This window comes from Mycobacterium sp., assembly GCF_035653355.1.
Classification (GTDB): domain Bacteria; phylum Actinomycetota; class Actinomycetes; order Mycobacteriales; family Mycobacteriaceae; genus Mycobacterium.
Window position 1 is genome coordinate 1 of sequence record NZ_DASRBZ010000678.1, and the last position, 2,857, is coordinate 2,857.

At 68.3% G+C, this 2,857-nt stretch carries 1 protein-coding gene; it reads right to left on the minus strand.

Annotated elements, in window-relative coordinates:
• Positions 1-2,857: condensation domain-containing protein (locus VFA16_RS23335; protein WP_324970117.1), on the minus strand; the 2,857-nt coding region annotated here is incomplete at both ends.

The window sequence follows — 2,857 nt, forward strand, 5'->3', positions numbered from 1 at the left end:
CAGCGGCTGGCCGGGATCGGTTGTCATGGCTGTCAGCACCCGCTGCAGGCGCTCAATGAGGGTGGTGATGCTGTGCGGGTCGAAGACATCGGCGTCGTATTCGACGCGAAGACCCAGCTCGTCGCCGGGCATGGCCACCACCGTCAAGGGGTAGTGGGTCGATTCGTGGATATGGATGTCGGTGATGCTCGACTGCTGCTGGCCCCAGCCCGCGGCGGTGTCGAGCGGATAGTTTTCGTAGACGAACAACGTGTCGAAAAGCATGTCCTGGCCGGCCGCGCGGTGGATGTCGGCCAGCGCCAAGTGTTGATGCTCGAGGGTGTCGTTGTGGGCCCGTTGCAGCTGGTCAACTAGGTCTGTGGTGGTGGTGGCCGCGGTGATGTTGGCCCGCACCGGCACGGTGTTGATCAACAGGCCCACGATCGACTCCGCGCCGGGTACCTCGGCGGGCCGGCCCGACACCGTGGTGCCGAACGCGACATCGTGCTGGCCGGTCAATCCCATCAGCAGCTGCGCGAAGCCCGCCTGCAACACGGTGTTGACGGTGGTGTGCGATGAGCGGGCCAGCTCGTTGACCGCCCGGGTGATCGCGGCGGGCACCCGAGCCGATTGCACCGCCGGCCGCCCCGGAGTCACCCGGTGCGGCGGGGCCACGAGGGTCGGGTTCTCGAAACCGTCCAGCAGCTGGCGCCACGCCGCGCGGGCGGCCTCCTGGTCGCGGCCGGCCAGCCACTCGACAAACCGCCGATAGGACCCGGGCGTGCCAAGCCGTTGCCCCTGGTAGCCGGCGAAGATCTCGCCGAGCAGGATCGGCAGCGACCAGCCATCGAGCACGATGTGGTGATTGGTCAGCACCAGTCGGTACAGGTCGTTGCCGCTGCGGATCAACATCGCCCGAAACGCCGGCTGCTCGTCCAGCCGGCACACCGCGGCGCGCTCGGCAGCACAGAGCTGCTCGATGTGCTCGTCCGGGTTGTCGTCGCAGTCGAGGTCGATATAACGCCACGGCACGATCGGGTCGGCGGGGATGATTTGCACCGGCTCGTCGAACCGGGTGCAGAAGCGGGCCACCAGGCTGGGGTGCCGGGCGACCACCGTGCGCAGCGCGTCACGCAGCTTGTCGGCATCGAGGAAGCCGCTGAGGGTGATTTGCAGTTGCACCGCATACACGTCGTCGCCGCCCGGGGCGGTGCCGGCGTGAAACAGCAGGCCCTGCTGCAGCGGAGTCAGCGGCAACACATCGGCGATGCGGTGGTGCTGCTCAAGTTCCTCGATTTGCGGCTGGGTCAGGCGCGCCGGTGCGATGTCCGACGGTGTGAGCCCGCCCCCGCCGGCTCGCACATGCGCGCAGATCCCGCCCAGGGCCTCACACCACAACCGGCTCAAGTGCGCGACTTGAGGCTCGTCGAGTGCTGAGGGCGCCCACGTCCAATTGCCGTGCAATTGGGGGCCCGCGTCGGTGTCGAGCGTGACGGCGTTGAGCTCCAGCGTGTGGGCCAGTGGCATCGGGATCGCCGACGCGGTGGCGCTGAGCGACCCGCCGTCCGGGCTGAGTTGCCAGATATCACCGACGGGGTCGCCTGCGGCTGCGCCGAGGCGGCCCAGATAGTTGAAGCCGATCAGCGGATCGGATACGGCCAGATCGACATCGGGGTTCAGGTAGCGCAACAGGCCGTAGGTGACTGGATGCGGCAGGACGCGCAGATGCTCTTTGGCGTCTTTGAGCAGCGCCCCCAGCGCTGCATCGCCGGCGGTCACTCGCGCCCAGTCCAGCCGCCCGACCGCCAAAGACACCGGGTATTTGGTGGTAAACCAGCCCACGGTGCGGGAGAGGTCAACTCCGGGCGCCAATTCCTCGTGGCGGCCGTGGCCCTCCACGTCGATACCGATCGGGTCCGTGCTGTTGCCCGCAAACTCCGCGAGCGCTAGCGCCAACGCGGTCAACAAAACCTCGTGGATGCTGGCGTGAAACGCCGCCGGCACGTCACCCATCAGCGTCGCGGTGGTCTCGGCGTCCAGCGACACCGACAAATGTCCGGCCGTCGCGAACGTATCCACCGCAGGGTCCATCGCCGGCAACGTCGCCGGGGCGGCCGCCTGCTTCCAGGCGTCGGCCTGCTCCACGACCTCCGCATGGTGGGCATACTCGGCCAGCACGGATGACCAGCGGGCAAACGAGGTCCCGGGCGCCGGCAGTGCGATGGGCTGACCCGCGCGGTGCTGGGCCCATGCGATGTTGAGGTCTTCGAGCACGATGCGCCACGACACCGCATCGATGGCCAGATGATGAACGATCAACACCAGCTGCCCGGTGGAAGACACCCACAGCCCGCTAAGCATCACCCCAGCCGCCGGGTTCAACCGCGAACGCGCCTCGATCACTGCCTGCTCGCTCAGCACTTCCACGCTGTGCAGGCAGGCGGCGGCATTCACCGACCCGGGCTCGGGCACCTGGAGTCTCCAGCCCCCGGAACCGTCGTCGACGACGCATGCCCACAGCATGGGATGGCGATCCAGCAGCGCCTGAACCAGCAGCACCGCATCGGCCTGGCTCGCCCCGGTGGGGGCCTGCAGCAGCACTGCCTGGTTGAACTGGTCGACCGGGCCGTCTACTTCCGCCAGCCAGCGCATGATCGGCGTGGCGGTCACCGGCCCGACACCCTCATCGACTAGGACTGTCTCGGCATCGGTCACCGCGGCCACCCGGGCCAGCCGGGCCACCGTCTGCTCGACGAACACGTCTCGGGGCCGACAACTCAACCCGGCGGCCCGGGCCCGGGTCACTACCTGCATCGCCGAGATGCTGTCGCCGCCGAGGTCGAAGAAGGAGTCATCGACCCCGACCCGCTGGAGGCCG